We start from the raw sequence: 15,912 nt of genomic DNA, 5'->3' as shown, positions 1-15,912 counted from the left end.
GGTTGTTGGGTGCGGGGAGCGGGCCGCGAGCCGCGGCGCGGGCGGGGTCAGCGGCGGCGCGCGCGGGCGGGGGCCGCGTCCGCGAGCGCGCGGGCGAGGCCCTCGTCGATGACGAGGTCGGTGATCAGCTGCGCGGCGAGCGCGCCGCGGAGCGCAGCGAGCTTCGACAGACTCGACACGACGCAGACCCGTCGAGGGATCCGGCGGATCGCGGCGAAACTCGGTCCGCTCGAGCGCCGATTCAGATCGATGCCGTCACTCGACCCGTCCTCGCGGTAGAAGACGGTCGCGCAGTCGCCGACGATGCTGTTGCGGAGCAGGTCGCGGGAATCCTCGCCGGTCAGGTACCCCCCTGAGTACACATGGGAAGGGACGTCGGCGCGAGGGGAACCGAGCCCGAAGACGAACAGGCTCACGTCGCTCTGCGCGTCGAGCACGCGGCGCACCGACCGTTCGCGCCACATCAGATCCTTCGTGTGCGGATCGTCGAAGAGGGCAGGCACGGGGAAGAGCTGCACATCCGCCCCGAACGCGGCCGCGAAGCGCTCGAGGATCGACGAGGCGTACGGAACCCCCGACGTCACCGGGTTGGCGGCGCCGTTCATCTGCACGATGTGGGCATTGTGCAGGCGCCGCGCGGGCAGCTCGCGGGCGATCGCCGAGACCGTGGCGCCCCACGCGATCCCGATGCTCGTATTGTCGTCGGCCAGCGTCGACACGCGCCGGGCAGCCGTGCGTGCCGCCCGACCCAACCGTTCCGCGTCGCTCGCGTGCGTCGACGTGGGAACGATCTCGGCCGAGACCTCGAAGGCGTCCGAGATCCGTGCGGCCAGCCCGTCGATCCCGGCCTGGGGGGAGTGCACCGTAATCTCGACGAGGCCGATCTCGCGCGCGTAGGAGAGCAACCGGGAGATCGATGACCGCGAGATCCGCATCTCGGCGGCGATCTCATCCATCGTCAGGTCCTGCACGTAGTACAGCTGGGCGGCGCGCAGCGCGTCGCGGGTGCGCACGTTCGTGACCTCGTTCGACTCCATGGGGTGTCCTCTCCGCGCACGATCGTGCGATTTGTCCCGGTGCGTGCACGATCGTGCGATCGAGGTTGCGCGAATGTGCATGCGTCGTTCAGTGTAGGGCGCGTCAACGACGAAAGGGATCGACGATGATCGACACCACAGCACCGCGACCGTCCGTCGCCGCTCTCCGGGACCGCCCCGAGGCCGACGTCCTCATCATCGGCGGCGGCATCAACGGCGTCGCGACGTTCCGCGACCTCGCGCTCCAAGGCGTCGACGTGGCGCTCGTCGAGCGGGGCGACTACGTCTCCGGGGCATCGTCGGCGTCCAGCCACATGATCCACGGCGGGGTGCGCTACCTCGAGAACGGCGAGTTCCGGCTCGTCCAGGAGGCGGTCGTCGAGCGCAACGCGCTCGTGCGCAACGCGCCCCACTTCGTCAAGCCGCTGCCGACGACGATCCCGATCCACAAGACCTTCTCCGGCATCCTCACGGCTCCCTTCCGCCTGCTGTTCACGCACGGCCGCGGCAAGCCACGCGAGCGCGGCGCACTGCTCATCAAGGTCGGGCTCACGATGTACGACACGTTCTCGCGCGACGGCGGCGCCGTGCCGCGGCACACCTTCCGCGGGCGCCGCGCCTCGCACGAGCGCTTCCCCGACCTCGACGAGCGCTTCGCGTACACCGCGACCTACTACGACGCGTCGATGCACGACCCCGAGCGCCTCGCACTCGACGTCCTCCGCGACGGGCAGCGCGAAGCGTCGGCGCGGTCGGCGAACTACGTCAGCGCGGTCGGATCGAACGGCTCGGCGGTCACGCTGCGTGACGAGGTGACGGGCGAGGAGTTCGGGTTCACCGCCCGCGTCATCGTCAACACCAGCGGACCCTGGACCGACCTGACGAACTCCGCGCTCGGCCACCCGACTCGCTTCATGGGTGGGACGAAGGGATCGCACATCGTCCTGCAGAACGACGAGCTGCTCGCGGCCACGCGCGGAAACGAGATCTTCTTCGAGGCATCCGACGGGCGCATCGTCCTCATCTACCCGCTGAAGGGCCGCGTCATGGTGGGGACCACCGACATCGACGCCGACCCCACCAAGCCGGTCGTCTGCACCGACGACGAGATCGACTACTTCTTCGACCTCATCGCCCAGGTGTTCCCGCACATCGCCGTGACCCGTGAGCAGATCGTCTACAGCTTCTCCGGCATCCGTCCCCTGCCGCGGCACGACGACGTCGCACCCGGTTTCGTCTCGCGCGACTACCGCGTCGAGAAGGGCGAGCTCGCGGGCGTTCCCGTCCTGAGTCTCGTCGGGGGCAAGTGGACGACGTTCCGCGCGCTGTCCGAGCACGTCGCAGACGACGCCCTGGCCCTTCTCGGCCGCAGTCGGGTGCAGTCCACGGCGCAGCTCGCGATCGGCGGCGGGGCGGGGTATCCGAAGGATGCCGGTGCCCGCACGCGCTGGGTCGAGGCGCACCGAGGCGCGCACGAGGCGGCGTTCGCCGACCGCATGCTCGAGCGCTACGGGACGTACGCCGCGGAGCTGCTCGCCGCACTCCCGGTTGCGCAGCACCCTCTCGCACACGCACCCGGATACTCGCGGGAGGAGATCGCCTTCCTCGCCGAGCGCGAGGAGGTCGTGACCCTCATGGACCTGCTGCTGCGGCGCACCTCCGTCGCCTTCGTCGGCGGCATGTCGCCCGACACGCTGCACGAGATCGCGGATGCCGCAGCTCCCGCCCTCGGCTGGGATGCCGCGCGCGTTCGCGCCGAGATCGAGGATGCCTCGGCCGCTCTGCGCGACCTGCACCGCATCGACCTCGAGCACGCGGGGGTTGCGGCGCTGTCGGCCTGACGGCCGGCCCAGCGCCGCTGCCTCCTCCGCGAGGCTCCTTCCTCGTTCGGCTCTTTCCCGGCCGTCGCCGCCTCTCGCGCGGCGGTCGTATGCTCCGGCGCGGCCTGACGCCGGTCCCTCCTCAGGTCCCTCATGAAAGGTCAATGTCGACATGCAAGACGTCAATCTCGGTCTGTACTTCCTCTCCGAGCTCGTCGGGACCACTCTCCTGCTCCTCCTCGGTGGTGGCGTCGTCGCCAACGCCGTCCTGAAGGGCACGAAGGGCAACAACGGCGGGTTCCTCATGATCAACTGGGGCTGGGGCCTCGCGGTGTTCGCCGGTGTGCTCACCTCCGCGTACTCCGGTGCCCAGCTGAACCCCGCCGTCTCGATCGGCCTGCTCGTGGGCGGCAAGATCGGCTTCACGCACTTCCTCGTCGCGATCGCCGCGCAGATGGTCGGCGCGTTCCTCGGCGCCGTGCTGTGCTGGCTCGCGTACAAGGAGCACTTCGATGCCGAACCCGACCCCGCCAACAAGCTGGGTGTGTTCTCCACCGGGCCCGCCATCCGCTCCTACGGCTGGAACCTGTTGACCGAGATCATCGCCACGTTCGTGCTGGTGTTCGTCATCTTCGCGTTCGCCGACTACGGTGACGTGCAGATCGGCGTTCCCGGAGCCCTCGGCCCGCTGACGGCGGTTCCTGTCGCCCTCCTCGTGGTGGGCATCGGCGCCTCGCTCGGTGGACCGACCGGGTATGCGATCAACCCGGCGCGTGACCTCGGCCCGCGCATCGCCCACGCGGTCCTGCCGATCAAGGGCAAGGGGGGCAGCGACTGGGCCTACGCCTGGGTTCCGGTCGTCGGCCCGCTCGTCGGCGGAGTGCTGGCCGCGCTCGCCGCCCCGCTCCTCCTGCACTTCGTCGCCGCTTGACCGTCATCCCGACCACCTCCCTCACCACCTCTCCCGTCAGACAAGGAAGTCATCTCATGATTCAGTACGTCATCGCCCTCGACCAGGGCACCACCTCCAGCCGCGCGATCATCTTCGACAAGAAGGGCTCGGTCATCTCCATCGGCCAGAAGGAGCACGAGCAGATCATGCCGCGCGCCGGCTGGGTCGAGCACGACCCGATCGAGATCCGCGACAACATGCGCGAGGTGATCGGCATCGCGCTCGGCCGCGCCAACCTCACCCGACATGACATCGCCGCCATCGGGATCACGAATCAGCGCGAGACGGCGGTGGTGTGGGACAAGAACACCGGCATCCCCGTCTACAACGCGATCGTCTGGCAGGACACCCGTACGCAGAGCATCGTCGACCGGCTCGCCGGCGACGAGGGCGTCGACCGGTTCAAGGACATCGTCGGCCTGCCGCTCGCGACCTACTTCTCGGGCACGAAGATCGTCTGGATCCTCGAGAACGTCGAGGGTGCGCGCGAGAAGGCCGAGGCGGGCGACCTGATCTTCGGCACGACCGACACGTGGGTGCTCTGGAACCTGACCGGCGGGCCGGAGGGCGGCGTCCACGCCACCGACGTCACGAACGCGTCGCGGACCCTCTTCATGGACCTGCACACGCTCGAGTGGCGCGAGGACATCCTCGCGGAGTTCGGTGTGCCGGCATCCATGCTTCCGGAGATCCGCTCCTCGTCGGAGGTCTACGGCGAGGCCCGCGATACGTCGCTCCTGCGCGAGACGCCGATCGCCGGCATCCTCGGAGACCAGCAGGCGGCGACGTTCGGTCAGGCGGCGTTCGAGGCGGGCGAGAGCAAGAACACCTACGGCACCGGGAACTTCCTGATCTTCCAGACCGGCACCGACATCGTGAAGAGCGAGAACGGCCTGCTGACGACCGTGGGGTACAAGCTCGGCGATGAGCCGGCGCGATACGCGCTGGAGGGGTCGATCGCCGTCACCGGATCGCTCGTGCAGTGGCTGCGCGACCAGCTCGGGATCATCTCCTCCGCGCCCGAGGTGGAGGAACTCGCCGCGAAGGTGGAGGACAACGGCGGGGTCTACTTCGTGCCGGCGTTCTCGGGACTGTTCGCCCCGTACTGGCGCCCCGAAGCGCGCGGCGCGCTCGTGGGTCTCACCCGCTACGCGAACCGCAACCACATCGCGCGCGCCGCGCTGGAGGCGACCGCCTTCCAGACCCGCGAGGTGCTGGATGCCGTCAACGCCGACTCCGGGGTGGATCTCGCCGAGCTCAAGGTCGACGGCGGCATGACGGCCAACGACACGCTCATGCAGTTCCAGGCCGACGTGCTGGGCGTCGAGGTCGTACGCCCCGTCGTCGCGGAGACGACGGCGCTCGGTGCGGCGTACGCGGCCGGTCTCGCCGTCGGGTTCTGGAACGATCTCGACGAGCTTCGCGCCAACTGGCAGGAGGACAAGCGCTGGACGCCCTCGGGCGACGCCGAGGAGCGCGAGCGTCAGCTGCGCCTGTGGAAGAAGGCCGTCACGAAGTCGATGGATTGGGTCGACGCCGACGTGCGCTGACCAGGGACGTGCGCTGACCAGGCATGAACCGCGGACGCGCGGCATTCCTTCGGGGGGAGGATGCCGCGCGTCCGTGCCGTCGCGGGGTGTGCGGAGATGCCTCGGGCTCAGCCGCGCTCGTCGAGTTCGCCGCGCTCGTCGAGTTCGGTGACGAGGCGGCGCGGCGCGGTTGCGCGGTAGGAGGCATCCAGCAGCGCCGTGTCGTGGCGGTCGTGCGAGGCGCCCCGCCGCCCCGCCCCGGCTCGCGAATCACCGCCGAATGCGCGAGTCACCACTCGATTCGCGCGCATCCGGCGGCGATTCGCGAAAGCGGTGGTGATTCGCGAGCGGGATGCCGGGAGTTGGCTCGCGCGCTGAGGACTCAGGTCGCGTTCCACAGGGCGCGGTAGTACGCGAGGCGCTCGCGGTCGGGCGCGATGCCGTACGCCTCGATGAGGGCGTCCTCGTATCCCGGTCCGAAGTTCCAGACGGTGCTCATCGACGCCACAGCGATGTCGGCCCAGCGGTCGGCGGTGCCGAGCGCGTCGAGGTCGACGTGCGCCGACCAGCGCCCAGCGCTGTTCATCAGCGTGTTCGGCATGCACGCGTCGCCGTGGCACACGACCAGCAGGTCGACCGGGGGAGCGTCGCGCAGCGCGTCGGGCACGCGGATGCCGCGGCTCTCCGCGTTCTCGAGCCGCGCGGCCACCGACCAGTCGAACGGGCAGTCCCCGACGGGAAGGGCGTCGTGCAGCGCGCGCAGCCCTTCGCCCACCGCTCGGACCGCGACCTCGGGCGCGTCCGCCCAGTGCGGGTCGACGGCGGAGAGCCCCGGGAGCGCCCTCGTCACGAGCCACTCGTGCGTCTCGTCGCCGTCGACGTCGAGCACTTCGGGCACCGGCGTGTACGCGCCCGCCCAGCGCAGGCGCTCGGCCTCGCCGGCCATCGATGACTCGGCGTTCCGCGGCCCGGACTTGATGACGCGCCCGTCGTCGATCCGGAAGGTGAGACCCCCGCGCCCGTTCCGCCACAGCGGCGCGAGCCCGGCTCCGTGGGCGAGGCGCCGCACGACGGCGGGGACCGGCACGTCGCTGGTCGGGATGCTCACGGCATCCATCCTCTCCCGGATGCCGCGGCTGGGCGAGAGCGTGGTGAGATGGAGGATGCCTCCGACCCGAGCACTGCGCCGCGAGGGCCTGCTCACGGCGCTCGACGCCGACGAACCCGGCCTCGCGATCGGCGATGCCGCCGCCCGGCACGTGCGCCTCACGACCCGCGGCGCGACCGCCTACGTCGGCGACGACCCGGGAGCGTTCGCGCCGTGGTCGCAGATCCGCGCGATCGTGATCGACCCGCCGACCACGTGGGCGCCGAACCCGGCGCTGGTCGACTCGATCGGTCCGATCGTCGAGGGGCTCTTCGGCGGCATCGGCGGCATCGTGGAGGAGACGCCGACGTTCGAGGTGCGCGTCGAGGGGATCGACGGCGAGCCGCGGGTATGGCGCGCGACGCTGCACTATCTCTCCGGCTACCGGAAGAAGGACGCGCGATTCGCCTCGCGGCTGATCGACGCGCTCGTCGGCCGGCCCGAGACGCGCGCGTTGCTCGCCCACCCCGCCGAACTGCTCGACCGCCTCGGTAAGGTCGTGCGCGAGACGGACCGCTGGGTAACGTGACGCGGGGGAGACCTGATGCAGGGATGACCTGACACTCAGTCCCGCGTATGCTGGCACGCAGTGGCATGCGGCAACACGCACGCGGCACCACCCGTGGCGATGCGTCCGCAGCCACATCGGACTGCCACCTCGGACTTCGAAGGAGAATCCATGGACATCGCCGGAGCATCCGCCCTCGTCACGGGCGCCGCGAGCGGCCTCGGCCTCGCGACCGCCCAGCGCCTCGCCGCCGCGGGCGCGCACGTCGTCATCGTCGACCTGCCCTCGTCCCCGGGCGCCGAGCGCGCCGCCGAGATCGGGGGCACGTTCGTCGCCGCCGACGTCACCGACCCCGGCCAGGTCGCCGCCGCCGTCGAGGAGGCCAGCGCCCACGGACCGCTGCGCGTCGTCGTCAACTGCGCCGGCATCGCCCCGCCCGCGAAGGTCCTCGATCGCGAGGGCGCTCCGACCGACCTCGCGCACTTCGAGAAGATCATCCGCGTCAACCTCATCGGCACGTACAACGTGATCGCGCAGGCATCCGCCGCCATCGCGCAGACGGATGCCACGGAGTCGGGCGACCGGGGCGTCATCGTGAACACGGCATCCGTCGCCGCCTTCGACGGCCAGATCGGGCAGCCCGCGTATTCGGCGTCGAAGGGCGGCGTCCACGCCATGACGCTCCCGATCGCCCGGGAGCTCGCACGCTACGGCATCCGCGTCTGCACGATCGCGCCGGGCATCATGGAGACGCCGATGCTCGCCGGCCTTCCCGAAGCGGCGCAGGCGAGCCTCGGCCAGCAGGTGCCGTACCCGCAGCGCCTCGGCCGCCCCGACGAGTACGCGCAGCTCGTGCAGCAGATCGTCGAGAACGGCTACCTCAACGGCGAGACGATCCGCCTCGACGGCGCGATCCGCATGGCCCCGAAGTAAGCCGAACGGACGACGGAGAACACGATGAGCGACTCGATCCTCTACACCCGCGACGGTGCGCTCGCGCGCCTCACCTTCAACCGCCCGGCATCGCTCAACGCGATGGGCTTCGAGATGGGGCAGCGCTGGCGCGACCTCGCCCACGAGGTCACCTCCGACGACACGGTCGGCGCGATCGTGCTGGATGCCGTCGGCCCGGCGTTCTGCGCGGGCGGCGACGTCATCGAGATGTCGACCTCGGGCTCGAAGGGCAGCGACGTCACCGCGATGGCGCACGTCATCCACGACGGCATCCGCACCTTCGTCGAATCCTCGACGCCGATCGTCGCGGCGGTGCAGGGCGCGGTCGCCGGGGGAGGCCTCGGCCTCATGCTGACGGCCGACTACATCGTCGCGAGCCCCCGCGCCAAGTTCGTCAGCCGCTACGCGAACATCGGCCTGAGCCCCGATCTCGGCGTCTCGACGCTGCTGCCGGCGGCGATCGGGCAGACCCGAGCGCTGCGCCTGCTGCTGCAGGACGAGACCATCGACGCCGACACCGCCCTCGACTGGGGCCTCGTCACCGAGGTCGCCGATGACCCGGGTACCCGCGCGGCGGAGATCGCGGCATTCTGGCTCGGCAACGCGACGGCCGCCTTCGGCACCGCCAAGCGCCTCATCCGCACGGGCGCGGGTCGCTCGTTCGCGGAGAACCTCGACGACGAGGCCGCCTCGATCGGGGCGCGCTTCGACACCCCCGAGTCCGCCGTCCGGGTCGCCGCGTTCGCCGCGGCATCCACCAGGAGCCGCCCGGCCGCACCCGCCACCCCGGCCGCACCTGCCACCCCCAAGGAGAACGCATGAGCCTCGCCGGCAAGACCATCCTGATGTCGGGCGGCAGCCGCGGCATCGGCCTCGCGATCGCCCTGCGCGCCGCCCAGGACGGCGCGAACATCGCGATGATCGCGAAGACCGACACCCCGCACCCGAAGCTTGAGGGCACCGTGCACACGGCGGCGGCGGCCATCGAGGAGGCCGGCGGGCACGCGCTCCCGATCGTCGGCGACGTCCGCAACGACGACGACATCACCGAGGCGGTCCTGAAGACGCAGGGCGAGTTCGGCGGCATCGACATCGTCATCAACAACGCGTCGGTCATCGATCTGTCGGGCTCGCTCGATCTCGCGGCGAAGAAGTACGACCTCATGCAGGACGTCAACGTGCGGGGGACGTTCATGCTCTCGCGCGCCGCGATCCCCGTGCTGAAGGATGCCCCGAACCCGCACATCCTCTCGCTCTCGCCGCCCCTCAACATCACGCCGCGCTGGCTCGGCGCGCACACCGGCTACACGCTCGCGAAGTACGGCATGACGATGGCGACGCTCGGCTTCGCCGCCGAGTTCGCCGACGCCGGGATCGCCGCGAACACCCTGTGGCCCGAGACGACGATCGCGACCGCCGCGGTGCAGTACTCGCTCGGCGGAGACCGGATGATGAAGGTCAGCCGCACGCCCGAGGTCTACGCCGACGCCGCGTACGAGGTGCTGAACAAGCCCGCGCGTGAGTACACCGGTCAGACGCTGATCGTGGAGGACGTGCTGCGGGATGCCGGGGTCACCGACTTCTCGCGTTACGCCGCGGTTCCCGGCACCCCCGACTCGGAGCTGTTCCCCGACATCTTCCTCTGAGCGGCGGCGTTTCGATTCGGTGAGCGAGGCGCGGAGCGCCGAGTCGAAACGGCGAAGCGCCGCGCAAGCTAGATCAAGCCGAGCGCGACGAAGGCGTTCCAGACGCCGTCGTCGAGCACGCCGGTCGTCACCCGGTCGGCCTTCGCCTGCAGTTCGGGGTCGGCGTTGCCCATCGCGACCGAGACGCCGCAGACCTCGAACATCTCGACGTCGTTCCAGCTGTCGCCGATGCCCACGGCCTCCTCCGCCGACCGCCCGAGGTGACCGAGCACCTCGACGATCGCGGCGCCCTTGTTGACCCCGAGCGGCCCGATCTCGCCGTTCGAACCGCCCGGCAGCGGCATCGATCCGGGGATGACGTGGAACCGGTCGCCGAGATCCTCCTGCGCACGCGAGACCGTGTCGGATGCCTCGCTCACGAACACCGCCTTCGCAATCTCGTCGAGGTCGGCCTCGTCGAGGGGGCTGTACCGCTCCGCGGCGTCGGTCATGACGGCATCCAGCAGGTCTGCGGTGTCGCCGTGACCGAGGTGACGGAGGTCTTCCGCGCGGCGCTCGGCGCGCAGCCGGACGAACTCGTTCATCATCGCGAAGACGCCGGGGCTCGCGTAGATGTGGTCGTGCGCCTGCAGGAAGTAGTGGATGCCGTGCGCGACGAAGTACGCGACGAGCCGGTCGAGGTCGGGGCGTGACATCGTGTGCGACACGACGAGGTCCGTGCCGATGGTCGCGAACGCGCCGCCGTTGGTGATCGCCCCGTCGAAGCCGATCGCGCGGACCGTCGGGTGGATGTCGCCCTCGGCGCGCCCGGTGCACAGGTACACGAGGTGGCCGTTCGCGCGCGCGGCGCGGATCGCGGCGATCGTCGAGGGTGCGATGACGGACCCGTGTTCGAGGATCGTCCCGTCGACGTCGACGAACACGGTGCGGGAGGGGGTCTCGGTGCCGGTCACGCTCCCATCCTCGCGCACTCGGATGAACGCCCGCTGGCCGCGCACGGGCAGCTAACCCGCCGACCCCTCGCGAACAAGGGCGAGAGCGGGCAGCCGGGTCAGAGGAGGTCGTTGGCGGCGAACGCGTTGCGGACGCCGTCGTCGTCGATCGCCGTGGTGACCTGATCGGCGAGGGCCTTCACGCCGTCGACGGCGTTGCCCATCGCGATCGACGTGCCGCACACCTCGAACATCTCGGCGTCGTTCCAGTTGTCGCCGATGCCGATCGCGTCGGCCCGGTCGATGCCGAGCCGGTCGAGGATCGCCTCGATCGCGGCCCCCTTGTGCACCCCCTTCGGCGCGACCTCGCCCGAGGCGGCGAACGCCAGCGGGATCGTCCCGCCGACGACGGCGAAGTCCTCGCCGAGCTCGGTCAGCGCCTGCTCGGCGGCGGCCACGTCGTCGGTGACGAAGACGAGCTTCGCCATCTCGGCGGGGTCGAAGTCCTCGTCCGCGTGGAACACTTTCGGCGGCAGCCCATACGCCCCGAACCGCTCCGCGATGAGCTCGGGGAGCCCCGCGGAGGCGAACATCTGGTCGTAGGACTGGAAGTAACCGTGGATGCCGCGCTCGGTCAGGTACTCCTTCAGCCGCGCGACCTCGTCGGCGGTGAGGAGCGACCCGGCGACGATCTCGTCGCCGACGCTCGCGAAGGCGCCGCCGTTCGAGACGGCGCCGTCGAAGTCGATGTCCATCAGCTCGCCCTGCAGCTCCGCCATCCCGCGGCCCGTCGAGAGGAACACCAGGTGCCCTCTCGCGCGGGCCGCGCGGATCGCCTCGGCCGCCGACGGCGGAATGTGGACGCCGTCCTGCATGATCGTGCCGTCGACGTCGAGGAAGATCGCCTTCCGGTGGAAGGGCGGCGCGGAGGCCGGTTCCCCGGCCCCCACGCCCGTCACGGCGGCGCTGTCTGCGGCATCCATCACGCCTCCAGCGACGCGCCGTTCGTGCGGATCACCTCGGCGTACCAGCCGAACGACTTCTTCCGGAAGCGCTCGAGAGTGCCCGAGCCATCGTCGTTGCGGTCGACGTAGATGAAGCCGTACCGCTTCGACATCTGCGCGGTGGATGCCGAGACGAGGTCGATGCAGCCCCAGGAGGTGTAGCCGAGGACGTCCACGCCGTCGGCGATCGCCTCGCCGACCTGCACGAGGTGGTCGTTCATGTACGAGATGCGGTAGTCGTCGACGACGGTCTTGACGCCGTCGACCTCGACCAGCTGGTCCTTCGCGCCGAGCCCGTTCTCCACGATGAACAGCGGCTTCTGCCAGCGGTCCCAGAACTGGTTCAAGACGATCCGCAGGCCCACCGGGTCGATCTGCCAGCCCCACTCGCTCGCCTCGAGGGTGGGGTTGGGGATGCCGCCCATGATGTTCCCCTGGCCCGACGTGTACCTCTCGGGCTCGGCGGTCGCGGCGACCGACATGTAGTAGCTGAACGAGACGAAGTCGACCGTGTTCTGCAGGTCCTCGCGGTCCTGGTCGGTGATCTCCAGCTCGATGCCCTTCTCACGGAGGGTCCGCAGGAAGTAGCCCGGGTAGGTGCCGCGCGTGTGCACGTCGCCGTAGACGAGGTTCGAGTGGTCGAAGTCCATCACCGCGAGCGCGTCGGCCGGCGACGGACTCAGGGGATAGGTGGGCATCGACAGGACCATGCAGCCGATCTGCGCGTTCGAGGCGACCTCGCGCGCGATGCGCGTCGCGCGCGCCGAGGCGACGAGCTCGTGGTGCATCGCCTGGTACAGGGTCTGCGCGCTCAGCTCCTCCTTCGGGGTGCTGATGCCGCCCGACATGAACGGGGCGTGCAGGAGCGAGTTGATCTCGTTGAAGGTCAGCCAGTACTTCACGCGCGAGCCGAACCGCTCGAAGAGCGTGCGAGCGTACCGCTCGTAGAACCCGATCATGCGCCGGTCGGCCCACCCGTTGTAGGTCTCGGCGAGGTGCAGCGGCGTCTCGTAGTGCGAGATCGTGACGAGCGGCTCGATGCCGTACTTCTCGAGCTCGTCGAGCAGACGGTCGTAGAACGCGAGGCCGGCCTCGTTCGGGGTCTCTTCGTCGCCCTGCGGGAAGATCCGACTCCACGCGATGGAGAAGCGGTAGGTCTTGAAACCCATCTCGGCGAAGAGGGCGATGTCCTCCGCATAGCGGTGGTAGTGGTCGATGCCGACGAGCTTCAGGTTGTCGGGGGTGGGGCCGTCGGTGCGCGCCTGGCCGATGCCGCCGTGGGGCAGGACGTCCTGGACCGAGAGGCCCTTGCCGTCTTCGTCGTAGGCGCCCTCGAGCTGGTTGGCGGCGGTCGCGCCGCCCCAGAGGAAGCCCTCGGGGAAGGTCGGGGTCGTGGTGCTCATGATGATGTCTCTTCTCTTGCGTGTGTGCGTCGTTGCGTGTGCGTGTGCGTGTGCGTGTGCGTCGGGGTGAGGGTCGGGGGCCCGGCGTCGCGGGCCCCCGACGGGCTCACTTGCCGGAGACCGTGGCGAGCGACTCCACCGCGACCGCGTAGAACAGCGGGTCGCCGTGCGCGATGGGGCCCGACGCCGGGGTGCCGCAGCTCCGGCATCGACGTCGAGGGGATGCGGACACCGGCGTCGAGCCGCTCGAGCACGTACGACACGTGGTCCAGCACCGCGATCGTGAATCCGCGCCCCAGTGAGCGCCCGAGGCGCCGTTCGGCGCCGTCGATCGCGCGTGCCACCGCCTGGATCACCGGGTACGGGGTGTCGTCGAGCAGGCGGAGTTCGCGGGCGCCCGCCTCGCCGTCGTCGAGGATGAACGTCTTCTCGACTTTCGCGGGATCCACGGCATCCGACGGCTTCAAGCCGAAACCGAGCCCCCGGCCCATCAGCACCCGCTCGCGGCACGACTCGTCGATCTGGATCACGACGTTGTTGTTGAGCACCTTGTGCACGGTGTGCCCCCACCCGCGTCGGCGCTGCTCATGGCGACGAGTCTATGGTCGCGCGGTGGCACCGGCATCCATCACCGGCATCCGTCCAGATGCCGCCGGTACCCTGAGAGCATGGAAGACTCCACCCCGATCCGCGCGACCACCCCACGCCAGGTGCGCCCGCGCACAGAGGGCTGGACCCAGAAGACGGATGCCGACGGCAAGCCGCTGTTGCAATTCGCGGCTCCCAAGCGAGGGATGCCTCCCGTGCACCTCGCCGACCTCACGCCCGCGCAGCGCGTCGAAAAGGCGAAGGAGCTGGGGCTCCCGAGGTTCCGGGCGAAGCAGATCGAGAAGCACTACTTCCAGCACTACACGTCCGATCCCGCGCAGATGACCGACCTTCCGGCATCCGGCCGCGACGAACTCGTCACCGGCATGCTGCCGCACCTGCTCACCGAGGTGCGGCGCCTGCAGACCGACCGTGGCGACACGATCAAGTTCCTCTGGAAGCTGCACGACGGCGCGCTCGTCGAATCCGTGCTCATGCGCTACCCGGGCCGCATCACGCTGTGCGTGTCGAGCCAGGCCGGGTGCGGCATGAACTGTCCGTTCTGCGCGACGGGGCAGGCGGGGCTCACGCGCAACATGTCCGCGGGAGAGATCATCGAGCAGGTCGTGCGTGCGAACGCCGCGATCCGCGCCAGCGAGCTCGGGCCCGCCGAGCACGAGGGTGAGCGCGTGACGAACATCGTCTTCATGGGCATGGGCGAGCCCCTCGCCAACTACAACCGCGTCATGCAGGCCGTCCGCACGATGGTCGACAAGGACCACGGGCTCGGCATGAGCGCTCGCGGGGTGACGGTGTCGACTGTTGGTCTCGTGCCGGCGATCAACAAGCTCGCCGACGAGGAGATCCCCGTCACCTTCGCCCTGTCGCTGCACGCCCCCGACGATCACCTGCGCGACGAGATGATCCCGATCAACTCGCGCTGGAAGGTCGACGAGGCCCTCGACGCCGCGCGCCGTTACTTCGAGAAGACCGGGCGGCGCGTCTCCATCGAGTACGCGCTCATCAAGGACATGAACGACCACGCCTGGCGTGCGGACCTCCTCGCCCAGAAGCTCAACGAGCGCGGGCGCGGCTGGGTGCACGTGAATCCCATCCCGTTGAACCCGACGCCCGGTTCGGTGTGGACGGCGTCCGAGAAGGACGTGCAACGCGAGTTCGTGCGGCGCCTGAACGAGGCCGGCATCCCGACGACCCTCCGCGACACGCGCGGCAAGGAGATCGACGGGGCGTGCGGCCAGCTCGTCGCGACTGAGGAGGACCGCGAGGTCGCCGCGGCCGTCCCGATCGACTGACGCTGGCGGTCTCCGCGCCCCCGCTCCGCGCCCCCTTTCCGCGCTGTGATTCCGCGCGCCGTTTCCGCGCGCGGGCGTTCGGTTCGCAGGACAATCGTCGCGCGAGGCCCCATCGAATCGGTGCGACGGGGTGTTCGGCGACGGATCTCCTGCGAACCGAACACGGATCGCGTGACAAGCAGGTGTTCAGCACACGGTGACCGGGGGAGCGGTGGCTGTGAGAGAGTGCCAACATGATCTCGATCTGGGCTCCCGGCGGCATCGGCGAGGTGCGGGAAGGTGACGACCTGGCGGCGCTCGTCCTCGACGCGTGCGCACGCGAGGGCACGCTGCTCGAGAGCGGCGACGTCGTCGTCGTGACCTCGAAGATCGTCTCCAAGACCGAGGGGCGCGTGCTCCCCGAGGAAGAGCGCGAGCGCGCGCTCGAAGCCGAGACCGTGCGCGTCGTCGCGACCCGCGTTCGCGAGAGCGGCGCGGTCACCCGCATCGTCGAGAACCGTCTCGGGATCGTGGGCGCTGCCGCCGGCATCGACGCTTCGAACACCGTTCCCGGCACGGTGCTCCTCCTCCCCGAAGACCCGGATGCCTCGGCCCGCGCGCTCGCTGCCGCGCTCCGCGCCGCGACCGGCGCGGTCGTCGGCGTGATCATCTCCGACACCCTCGGCCGCGCGTGGCGCGACGGGCAGACCGACATCGCGATCGGTGCGGCGGGCGTCCGCGTGTTCGACGAACTCGCCGGGCAACTCGACTCCTCGGGGCGCCCCCTCCACGTCACACGCCCGTGCCTCGCCGACGAGTTGGCCGGTGCGGGGGACCTCGCGAAGGGCAAGCTCCGCGGCCGACCCGTCGCGATCGTCCGGGGGATGCCGGACGTCGTCGGCGACCTGGACCTGCCCGGCGCCCGGTCGATCGCGCGCCCCGCCGCCGACGACATGTTCCGTCTCGGTACCGACGAGGCCTACGCCCAGGGCTACGCCGACGGCTACGACGAGGGTGCGGCCGAGGGCGCCGCGCTCGACGAGGGCGACGCCTGACGCTCACCTGACCGTTCCCGTTCGTTCGCCTATGGGTCCGGCGGG

The 15,912-nt window shown here is 70.2% G+C and carries 16 protein-coding genes; 9 read left to right on the top strand and 7 right to left on the bottom strand.

The genetic code is table 11. From position 1 onward, the window contains the following. Positions 1–47 precede the first annotated feature (47 nt). The gene (locus AC3ENQ_RS10895; RefSeq protein ID WP_431804488.1) at positions 48–1,037 is read right to left on the bottom strand and encodes a sugar-binding transcriptional regulator; all 990 of its coding nucleotides are present in this window, start codon (positions 1,035–1,037) and stop codon (positions 48–50) included. A 125-nt stretch (positions 1,038–1,162) separates the two neighbouring features. Between AC3ENQ_RS10895 and AC3ENQ_RS10890 the strand changes: the two genes are divergently transcribed. The 3 genes from AC3ENQ_RS10890 (at position 1,163) to glpK (ending at position 5,359) form a co-directional block, all read left to right on the top strand. Then, entirely contained in the window at positions 1,163–2,878 is a 1,716-nt protein-coding gene (locus AC3ENQ_RS10890; RefSeq protein WP_431804486.1) for a glycerol-3-phosphate dehydrogenase/oxidase, read from the top strand. 151 nt (positions 2,879–3,029) lie between these two features. Continuing rightward, positions 3,030–3,788 carry an MIP/aquaporin family protein gene (locus AC3ENQ_RS10885; protein ID WP_431804484.1) on the top strand — a complete coding sequence of 253 codons (759 nt, stop codon included), beginning with the start codon at positions 3,030–3,032 and terminating at the stop codon, positions 3,786–3,788. Between the two features lie 56 nt (positions 3,789–3,844). Next, entirely contained in the window at positions 3,845–5,359 is a 1,515-nt protein-coding gene (glpK, locus tag AC3ENQ_RS10880) for a glycerol kinase GlpK (RefSeq protein WP_431804482.1), read from the top strand. 107 nt (positions 5,360–5,466) lie between these two features. Here the strand turns inward: glpK and AC3ENQ_RS10875 are convergent, their stop codons facing one another. Beyond that, complete coding sequence (locus AC3ENQ_RS10875; RefSeq protein WP_431804480.1) at positions 5,467–5,631, bottom strand: hypothetical protein; 165 nt, start codon at positions 5,629–5,631, stop codon at positions 5,467–5,469. Positions 5,632–5,720: 89 nt separating this feature from the next. Further along, on the bottom strand, positions 5,721–6,446 hold the full coding sequence (locus AC3ENQ_RS10870; protein ID WP_431804479.1) for a phosphotransferase: 726 nt from the start codon (positions 6,444–6,446) through the stop codon (positions 5,721–5,723). Between the two features lie 55 nt (positions 6,447–6,501). Here AC3ENQ_RS10870 and AC3ENQ_RS10865 point away from each other — a divergent pair, with 55 nt between their 5' ends. The 4 genes from AC3ENQ_RS10865 (at position 6,502) to AC3ENQ_RS10850 (ending at position 9,593) form a co-directional block, all read left to right on the top strand. Then, positions 6,502–7,014 carry a hypothetical protein gene (locus AC3ENQ_RS10865; RefSeq protein WP_431804477.1) on the top strand — a complete coding sequence of 171 codons (513 nt, stop codon included), beginning with the start codon at positions 6,502–6,504 and terminating at the stop codon, positions 7,012–7,014. 150 nt (positions 7,015–7,164) lie between these two features. Then, a complete protein-coding gene (locus AC3ENQ_RS10860) occupies positions 7,165–7,926 on the top strand; it encodes an SDR family NAD(P)-dependent oxidoreductase (RefSeq protein ID WP_431804475.1) in 762 nt (253 codons plus the stop codon). A 24-nt stretch (positions 7,927–7,950) separates the two neighbouring features. Beyond that, entirely contained in the window at positions 7,951–8,769 is an 819-nt protein-coding gene (locus AC3ENQ_RS10855) for an enoyl-CoA hydratase/isomerase family protein (RefSeq protein WP_431804473.1), read from the top strand. Next, positions 8,766–9,593, top strand: a complete 828-nt coding sequence (locus tag AC3ENQ_RS10850) for an SDR family oxidoreductase (RefSeq protein ID WP_431804471.1) — start codon at positions 8,766–8,768, stop codon at positions 9,591–9,593. Before AC3ENQ_RS10855 ends, AC3ENQ_RS10850 begins: the two co-directional genes overlap by 4 nt. Before the next feature lie 68 nt (positions 9,594–9,661). Here the strand turns inward: AC3ENQ_RS10850 and AC3ENQ_RS10845 are convergent, their stop codons facing one another. The 4 genes from AC3ENQ_RS10845 to AC3ENQ_RS10830 form a co-directional block, all read right to left on the bottom strand. Beyond that, positions 9,662–10,546 carry a Cof-type HAD-IIB family hydrolase gene (locus tag AC3ENQ_RS10845; protein ID WP_431804469.1) on the bottom strand — a complete coding sequence of 295 codons (885 nt, stop codon included), beginning with the start codon at positions 10,544–10,546 and terminating at the stop codon, positions 9,662–9,664. A gap of 98 nt (positions 10,547–10,644) precedes the next feature. Next, positions 10,645–11,508, bottom strand: coding sequence for a Cof-type HAD-IIB family hydrolase (locus AC3ENQ_RS10840; RefSeq protein WP_431804515.1), 864 nt, complete (start codon positions 11,506–11,508; stop codon positions 10,645–10,647). Then, positions 11,508–12,932, bottom strand: a complete 1,425-nt coding sequence (locus AC3ENQ_RS10835) for a glycoside hydrolase family 1 protein (RefSeq protein ID WP_431804467.1) — start codon at positions 12,930–12,932, stop codon at positions 11,508–11,510. Before AC3ENQ_RS10835 ends, AC3ENQ_RS10840 begins: the two co-directional genes overlap by 1 nt. After that, positions 12,929–13,489: a CAT RNA binding domain-containing protein gene (locus AC3ENQ_RS10830; protein ID WP_431804465.1), complete on the bottom strand. Its 561-nt coding sequence runs from the start codon at positions 13,487–13,489 to the stop codon at positions 12,929–12,931. Before AC3ENQ_RS10830 ends, AC3ENQ_RS10835 begins: the two co-directional genes overlap by 4 nt. A gap of 111 nt (positions 13,490–13,600) precedes the next feature. Between AC3ENQ_RS10830 and rlmN the strand changes: the two genes are divergently transcribed. Both rlmN and cofE read left to right on the top strand, forming a co-directional pair. Then, positions 13,601–14,833: a dual-specificity RNA methyltransferase RlmN gene (rlmN, locus tag AC3ENQ_RS10825; protein WP_431804463.1), complete on the top strand. Its 1,233-nt coding sequence runs from the start codon at positions 13,601–13,603 to the stop codon at positions 14,831–14,833. Positions 14,834–15,066: 233 nt separating this feature from the next. Continuing rightward, complete coding sequence (cofE, locus tag AC3ENQ_RS10820) at positions 15,067–15,867, top strand: coenzyme F420-0:L-glutamate ligase (RefSeq protein ID WP_431804461.1); 801 nt, start codon at positions 15,067–15,069, stop codon at positions 15,865–15,867. Positions 15,868–15,912: the final 45 nt, after the last annotated feature.

The sequence above is a fragment of the Microbacterium sp. bgisy203 genome (assembly GCF_057706945.1).
Note: the sequence above shows the minus strand (reverse complement) of the source record. Positions and strands in the feature narration are given on the sequence as shown.